The organism is Lacticaseibacillus manihotivorans DSM 13343 = JCM 12514 (assembly GCF_001435035.1).
GTDB classification, from domain to species: domain Bacteria; phylum Bacillota; class Bacilli; order Lactobacillales; family Lactobacillaceae; genus Lacticaseibacillus; species Lacticaseibacillus manihotivorans.
Map to the genome: position 1 here is coordinate 45,817 of NZ_AZEU01000151.1, position 8,040 is coordinate 53,856.

Consider the following 8,040-nt stretch of genomic DNA (forward strand, 5'->3'; position numbering starts at 1 on the left):
ATCCTTTCACTTGGCTAAAAATGCTGGCAGGTCAGCCAACGCCACCGGATAAAGTCGGGTCTGCCCAAGTTTGGGGAGCGTGACCAACACCACGGTATCGTTTTTGACTTTTTTATCCATGCGGATCTGAGTGACCAGTTGATCGATCGAATAATCAGGAAACTCAGTTGGCAACCCGACGACTTGCAGGCGATCGCGAATCGCATCAGCGGTGCCAGCTTCCGTCAGCCCATGTTGTTCGCACAACTCAGTGATCGCGATCATCCCCATGGCGACGGCTTCACCATGCAAAGTATCAGGCCGCAAAAGTTCGACTGCGTGGCCAAGTGTGTGCCCGAAGTTGAGCAGCCGGCGTGCACCAGTGTCGCGTTCATCATCTACAACTAAAGCCGCTTTTGCCGAAATGGCAAATTGGGAAAGCTCAGCCGCGTGCGTTAACAAGTCCTCTGGTGCATTAATGGTTTGAATCAATTGCCAAAATTCTGGGTGGTCGGACATCGCAGCCATTTTCACCACTTCGCCATAACCTTCGACTAAATTCCGTTGCGATAACGTCTGCAAGTGGTCTGGATCGATCACGACCAAGTCTGGTTGGTAAAAGGTCCCGATCAAATTCTTCCCAGAACCAAAATCGACCGCAGTTTTGCCACCGACAGAGGAATCGACTTGCGATAACAAGCTGGTCGGCACTTGGATATAAGCCAAACCGCGCATAAAGGTGGAGGCAACAAAGCCGGCTAAGTCCCCGACCACACCGCCGCCTAAGGCCAACACCCCATCAGAGCGTGAAAAGCCGGCATTGATCAACTCGGTATACACTTGTTGTGCGCCAGTTAAGGTTTTACTAGCTTCCCCTGCTTGAATAACCGTCGTCGCAGTGGTGAAGCCGGCTTTTTCTAAAGTCGCACAAGTTTCATTTAAATAAAGCGGGGCGACATTTGAATCCGACACCACCATGATCTTACGTCGAGACCACACACTGGAAACCAATTCCCCTAAGCGCTTGGCGCTGCCTGCCTCGATCAAAATGTCATAAGGATGATCGGCTAAGCCAACATGTACCGTACTCATTGCAACGCCTTCCGCACAGCATTCACTTTTTTGGTCATGTCTAAGTACAGATCTGGCGTCAAAGCTTGCGGACCATCAGAGAACGCATGGGCGGGATCATCATGGATTTCGACGATTTCCCCATCACAACCAGCAGCGGCGGCGGCGACAGCCATTGGGGTCACGAGATCAGTCACACCGACTGCATGGCTAGGGTCGGCGATGATCGGGTAGTGGGTCAACTTCTTCAAGACTGGGATCGCAGCTAAGTCGAAAGTGTTGCGCGTGTACTTATTATCAAAGGTTCGGATCCCGCGTTCGATCAAGAAGACATTTGGGTTGCCGTTAGCGCGAATATATTCTGCGGCATTCAACAAATCATCGATGGTTGCGGACATTCCGCGCTTCAAGCCAACCGCGATTTTCGTTTTGCCGACTGCTTTTAACAAGGAGAAGTTTTGCATGTTACGCGCGCCGATTTGGAAAATATCGGTGTACTTGCCCACCATTTCCACATGCGGCACGTCCATAACTTCAGTGATCACATCCATGCCTTCTGCATCAGCGGCTTCGCGCAAGAAACGCAAACCATCTTCTTCAAGGCCTTGGAAAGAGTATGGCACAGTGCGCGGCTTGAAGGCCCCACCCCGCAACACTGTCGCGCCGCCTTGCTTGGCAACCTTGGCCATTCGACGGACATGGTCTTCAGATTCAACGGAACAAGGGCCTGCCATCATGACAAAATGGCCAGCGCCGATAGTGGTATGAGGTAACTTGATGATCGTCGGTTCTGGTTGGAATTCCAAAGAACCTAAGACAAAGGACTTGTCATTGGTAGTGATGCTCTCAATCACGGCGGCTTCTTCAGGGGTTGGCGTGTATTCCTTTACCCCAATGGCGGCCAAATGTGTGCCGACGACTTCAACATGAGCTGGGATCGCGTGCAATTTGGCGGCGACTTGTTGAATCAGTGGTGAGTTTTCTTTGAATTGAATGATCATAATAGTAGGTTCTCCTTTTAATTGAATGACTATGATTTTTGATTAAAACTGTGACGCCACGCGCTTAAGCACGGTTGAATCCAGTTGCAAGTAAACATCTGCGACATGTTGCGGGGTGAAGCCAAAATGCGTCATCACCCGATCAGGATCGCCTGACGCGCCGAAAGTCTCCATACCAACGACGGTACCATCTAAGCCCACAAAGCGCCCCCAACTCAATGGGCTAGCCATTTCGATCGCGACCCGGTGTGTGATTGTCCGTGGTAACACCATTTCTTGGTAAGAGCGCGATTGTTGGGCAAATAATTCAAACGATGGCACCGACACCACTGAGACGAAACGACCAGATTTCGCCAGTTCTGTTTGAGCTTGCATGGCCAAGTGCACTTCAGAGCCACTCGCCATTAAAATCCCATCTTGGCGTTTGCCATCAGGTACCGCAGAAACGACGTAAGCCCCACGGTTGACTGGTGGCACTTTGACGGACAGTTGCGGTAGATCTTGTCTCGTCAACACGATCACCGTTGGCCCGTTTTGACGCGTGAGGGCAACGCGCCAAGCCGCGGCAGTTTCTTGGCCATCAGCCGGCCGCAAAACCACAGTGTTGGGAATCGAGCGCAACATGGTGAGTTGTTCGATCGGTTCATGTGTCGGGCCATCTTCACCAACGGCGATAGAATCATGCGTGAAGACGAAGGTGACTGGCAGATGTTGCATCGCCGCTAAGCGAATCGCTGGTTTCAAGTAATCTGAGAAAACCAAGAACGTGCTACCAAAAACGCGTGACCCGCCATGCAACGCCATGCCATTGAGTGCAGCCCCCATCGCAAATTCCCGCACGCCAAACGCAATGTTGCGACCTTCTGGATGTTCTGGGGTAAACAATGAGGAGTTATCGATCACCGTTTTCGTTGACGATGCCAGGTCTGCCGCGCCACCCCACATTTCTGGGGCGAGCTTGGCAAAAGCGTTCATCGCGATTTTCCCAGCATCACGTCCAGAACACATCTCAGGGATCAAGGTGTTGGGCTGTTCAGGCAGTTGTGGCAATAAGTTCGCAGCGGCACGAGCTAATGCTGCAGATTCAGCCGGCCGCAAGCTTTGCGTTTGCGCGACCCAAGCCGCATGGGCAGTATTACCACGGCGGCCAAGGGTTTCGGCAAAACGTTGACGCACGGCATTTGGCACTTCAAAATCTGGTAAATGCCAGCCTAAAGTCACTTTCAACGCAGCGAAGTCTTCTTTGGCAAGGGGTTTGCCATGCACCGCATTGGTCCCAGCGCCGTTTGCGCCAAAGCCGATCACCGTGCGCACTTCGATCATCGAAGGGTGTTCGAGGTCTTGTTTGGCATTGGTGATGGCTTGATCGATGGCGTTAAGATCATTGCCATCTTCAACTTTTTGGTAAGTCCAGCCTTCCGCTTCAGCGCGCTGTTGCATGTTTTCGCCGAATGAGCGGGATTTGTTCCCGTCAAGCGAGACATCGTTGGAATCAAACAGCACGATCAGCTTACCTAAGGCTTGATGTCCGGCTAACCCCATTGCTTCATGGGAGATGCCTTCCATCAAATCCCCATCCCCACATAAAACGTAAGTGAAGTGATCGACCATTTTCGGAAAGCGGGCCGCCATGTGTCGTTCTGCCATTGCCATGCCCACGGCCATTCCTAAGCCTTGGCCCAACGGTCCCGTAGTGGCTTCAACCCCGTCGACCACGCCGTATTCCGGATGCCCCGGGGTACGACTGCCGAATTGACGGAAATGTTTGAGATCATCTTGCGTGACGTTGAACCCGGCGAGATGTTGCAAACTGTACAACATCGCCGAGCCATGCCCAGCTGATAAAATGAAGCGGTCGCGGTTGAACCAGTGGGAATCTTTTGGCGTGACCGTCAAGTGGTTGCGGTATAAGACGTAAGCCATTGGGGCCGCGCCTAACGGCAGTCCTGGGTGGCCGGAATTGGCCTTTTCGATTTGAGCTACGCTGAGCATGCGGACGGTGTTAACGGCTTGTTGATCTATCGCATCAAATTTCATTTTTATCCTCCTATGTGGGGGCAAGGCACGAAAAAACGCTATCGTTCAGCCGATAGCGTTCATTTTCCCGGTGGAAAAATAAAAGCACACGGCTGAAATTGCTTCATCCGTGTGCTTACCGTGTGATTCGATGATTCCTGGTATGCAGACGAATGTATCCCTCGCGAGTAAGGACACATTCGAGTGCTCTTACTCGCTAGAGAAAATACGCATACCAGGCATAAAAGACGTTTTTAGTCATATCATCGAAATCCTTTCTGAATTTGTTGAACTGAGCTTACCGCCGTAAATGTGACTTGTCAACACTTAAATTGAAATTTGGTGAGAAAGATTTAAAGCACAATGAAAATTGTGCGTGAGTGACTGGGCTGAGGCGCGAGTGAATTGCGGTCGGCGCTGCGTGGAGAGGGCCCTCGGCCGAGCTAACTTTGGCAATTCGCTTCGCTCATTGTCAAAGTGGATCTCGACCTGCGGAGGACTGTAAGCGACAAGTCGCTAACAGTCCTCTCACCACGCAGCACCGACCAGTCTCCATCCCCCCCACAATTCACCCGCATAACACTTACGCATGCCGATATTTTCTTGTGGACAAACTTTAAGCCAAACTGTTAATTAATAAGTCTGCGCGTCGAAACGGTTGTAATACCACAAATAATAATTGTCGCCAGACTTGGTGATTTTGGTCACCGAGGTGTTATCCGGCTCAGGCAAACTCATGGGATCTTGTGGTTGTAGGGCAACCAATGCCGCAGACTTCACAGTGAAGCCGTGTGTTACACAAACCACGTTACCGTTGGGATAGCGGGATTCAACGTCTTGCATGAAGTCAGCCACGCGCGCTTGAACCTGCTCGAAAGTCTCCCCGTCTGTCGCGATCGTCGTGTACGTCGGCAACACATCGTTAAGGGTTTGATCGAAGACTTCAGGATATTTGGCTTGTAAGTCTGCGTTTTGTTGACCGTCCCACATGCCGTATGAAATTTCTAATAGACGTGCATCGAGTTGTGGTTTCAAGTCAGTGTGCAAGTGTGCGGCAGTTTCTTGAGTGCGATCCAAGGGACTGACAAATAAAGCGTCCATGTTCGACACATCAAATTGTTCCGCTAAATGTGCGGCTTGAGCGTGACCTTTTTCGGTCAGGTGCGTGCGGTCATCATTGATCGTGCCTTGTTTTAAACCGGTGGCGTTAGCCGTGGTTTGGCCATGGCGGACAAAATAAAAAGTGGTCATAATCAGGAAAAACTCCTTTTCATCATTTTTTAATCTTGACGGAATATTCGGTGCGTGCTATCTTAGTAAACAACGAAGCAAAGGAGAATTGCAATGACAAAATTCAACCACATTCGCAAATCATCATCCTGGTCTACTACCGTATCTGTGTAGACCAACTTTTGCTTTTCGCCAAGTGGTCTTGCAGATATTCTGTGAGACCGTGATAGAAACACCATTCACGCCTTGCAGACCAAATTCTGTCAGGCGTGTTTTTTTTATTCTTTCTCGTCGTGGTTTTTCTTTTAGGAGGAAAAAATGGTCGTTTATAATTTTGCCGCTGGGCCTGCCGTCATGCCCAAGCCAGTCATTCAACAGATTCAAACAGAACTGCCTTCGCTTAACGGTTCTGGCATGAGCATTATGGAAATCTCTCACCGCTCACCCGCTTTTGACGCGATCATTCAACAAGCCGAAGCACGCTTGCGGCATTTAATGGCGATCCCAGATGATTACGCCGTCTTGTTCATGCAAGGTGGTGGGACTGGACAATTCGCTGCGGCACCATTGAACCTTGCCACCAAGCATCATCACATCGCCGTCTTAGATTCTGGGCAATGGGCCTCTCGCGCGGCTGCTGAAGCCAAACGGTTAGGAATAGCGGCTGATGTGCTCGCCACGACAAAACCGGATCACTATCGCCATTTGCCAACAATGCCTGAAGCGTTGGCGCAAGACACTTATGATTATTTGCATCTATGTTTAAATAACACAGTTGAAGGTACCGCTTATACCACGTTACCTGAACATGGCGATACCCCACTGGTCGCTGACATGTCTTCTAACATCTGTGCGCAACGCTACAACGTTTCTGATTTTGGCATGATTTTTGCCGGCGCGCAAAAGAATCTCGGTCCAGCCGGGGTAACGGTGGTGATCGTGAAACGCGCTTTGCTAAGCGACGTTGAGGCAGTGCCAAGTGCTTTGGACTACACGCTGTTCGATAAGAAAAATTCTTTATACAACACCCCACCCGTGTTTGCGATTTATGCGTTGAACTTAACCTTAGGCTGGATAGAAGACCTCGGTGGCATCGATGCGATGGAAAAACGCAACCGCGAAAAATCCAGCAAACTTTACGCCTTCTTGGATCGATCAAAGCTATTCCATAACTATGTTGAACCGCGTGATCGCTCATTGACCAATGTGGTGTTCAACACTGGCGACGCCGACCTCGATCAAGCCGTTGTTGACGCCGCTGCCGCTCAAGGGTTGATGAATCTCAAAGGCCACCGTTCCGTCGGCGGCTTGCGCGCAAGTTTATATAACGCAATGCCATTGGCTGGCGTTGACGCCTTGATCGACTTCCTCACCCAATTTGAAAAGGAGCACGAATACTATGTACAACGTTAAAACTTTTAATGCGATCGCCCAAGAAGGTTTGGATGAATTTCATGCTGACTATCAACTCAACCAAACGGACGACGCAGATGCGTTTTTGATCCGATCGGTAGATCTGCACGGCTACGACTTCCCTAAAAATTTGAAAGCCATCGTGCGCTGTGGCGCCGGATTTAATAACATTCCTTTGGACGTCGCCACAGAAAACGGCACGGCAGTGTTTAACACCCCGGGCTCTAACGCTAACGCGGTCAAAGAATTAGTGGTCGCGATGTTGATCATCGCCAGCCGAAACCTTTTTTCCGCCGCTCAGTATGCCGCACAAAATTCCGGCGCTGATATTTCCACGCGCACAGAACGTGAAAAGACGCAATTCAATGGCACAGAGCTGACTGGCAAAACCTTGGCTGTGATCGGGGTGGGCCACGTTGGCGCCCGGGTTGCCACTGCGGCTGGGGCGTTAGGCATGCATGTGATCGGGTACGATCCTTACTTGTCGGCTAACGATGCTTGGCACATTCCAACCACCACCAAGCGCGCCGCCACCTTGGAAGAAGCTTTGGTCAACGCAGATTACGTGTCGGTGCATGTGCCTAAGAATTCGGAAACCACCAACATGATTTCGACCAAAGAAATCGCCTTGATGCCAAAGGGGACCGTATTGCTAAACTTTGCGCGCGGTGGCATCGTCGATAACCATGCAGTCGTTGAGGCCTTAGATGCAGGCCATTTGAAACGCTATATGACGGACTTTGGCGAACCAGAGATCCTCAACCGCAAAGACGTCTTAGTCACCCCGCATATCGGCGGCTCCACGTTGCAGGCAGAAGCCAACGGTGCCGTTCAAGGGGCGGATACCATCATGACCTTCCTCGAAACTGGGAATGTGATGCATTCGGTGAACTTACCAAGTCTCGAAGTGCCTTTTGTCGGGAAATACCGTTTGACCATCATGCACCAAAATATCCCGAACATGGTCGGGCAAATCGCAACGCTACTTGCAGGCGCTGACGTCAACATCGAATCGATGTCTAACGCGGCTCGCGATAAAGTCGCCTATTCAATTATCGACACCAACAACGAATTTGATTTTGATGACGTGGTTGAGAAACTTGAAGCCATTGATGCTGTGTATCGCGTCCGGTTGTTGAAGAAATAAGCTCGGAGCCAGAGCTTTGGCGTTAATTTTAAAATTAAATATCAGTTTATAAAAATAACGCTCATTTTATCAATGAAAACAGAATGGGCATTGTTTTTTGTCAGCTTTACCGGAATAAATGAGCAAAAATCCTGGATTATTCACCTCGGTATTTGGGACATGAAATCGCATCTGGCCGGTCTG

6 protein-coding genes are annotated in these 8,040 nt (G+C 50.3%); 2 read left to right on the forward strand and 4 right to left on the reverse strand.

The genetic code is table 11. The annotated features are described in order from the left end of the window. Nucleotides 1–6: 6 nt before the first annotated feature. The 4 genes from aroB to FD01_RS08940 all read right to left on the reverse strand — a co-directional run bounded on the left by aroB (nt 7) and on the right by FD01_RS08940 (nt 5,318). Entirely contained in the window at nt 7–1,071 is a 1,065-nt protein-coding gene (aroB, locus tag FD01_RS08925) for a 3-dehydroquinate synthase (RefSeq protein ID WP_056963795.1), read from the reverse strand. Continuing rightward, nucleotides 1,068–2,051 carry a 3-deoxy-7-phosphoheptulonate synthase gene (gene aroF, locus FD01_RS08930; RefSeq protein WP_056963797.1) on the reverse strand — a complete coding sequence of 328 codons (984 nt, stop codon included), beginning with the start codon at nt 2,049–2,051 and terminating at the stop codon, nt 1,068–1,070. Before aroF ends, aroB begins: the two co-directional genes overlap by 4 nt. Before the next feature lie 42 nt (nt 2,052–2,093). Further along, nucleotides 2,094–4,088, reverse strand: coding sequence for a transketolase (tkt, locus tag FD01_RS08935; protein ID WP_056963799.1), 1,995 nt, complete (start codon nt 4,086–4,088; stop codon nt 2,094–2,096). 612 nt (nt 4,089–4,700) lie between these two features. Then, nucleotides 4,701–5,318, reverse strand: a complete 618-nt coding sequence (locus FD01_RS08940; protein ID WP_054714659.1) for a histidine phosphatase family protein — start codon at nt 5,316–5,318, stop codon at nt 4,701–4,703. A 297-nt stretch (nt 5,319–5,615) separates the two neighbouring features. On the opposite strand from FD01_RS08940, the gene serC reads away from it, so the two are divergent. After that, complete coding sequence (serC, locus tag FD01_RS08945) at nt 5,616–6,710, forward strand: 3-phosphoserine/phosphohydroxythreonine transaminase (protein ID WP_056963801.1); 1,095 nt, start codon at nt 5,616–5,618, stop codon at nt 6,708–6,710. Continuing rightward, nucleotides 6,697–7,857 carry a phosphoglycerate dehydrogenase gene (locus FD01_RS08950; RefSeq protein ID WP_054714656.1) on the forward strand — a complete coding sequence of 387 codons (1,161 nt, stop codon included), beginning with the start codon at nt 6,697–6,699 and terminating at the stop codon, nt 7,855–7,857. The genes serC and FD01_RS08950 overlap by 14 nt, the downstream gene beginning before the upstream one ends. The last annotated feature ends 183 nt before the right edge of the window (nt 7,858–8,040 follow it).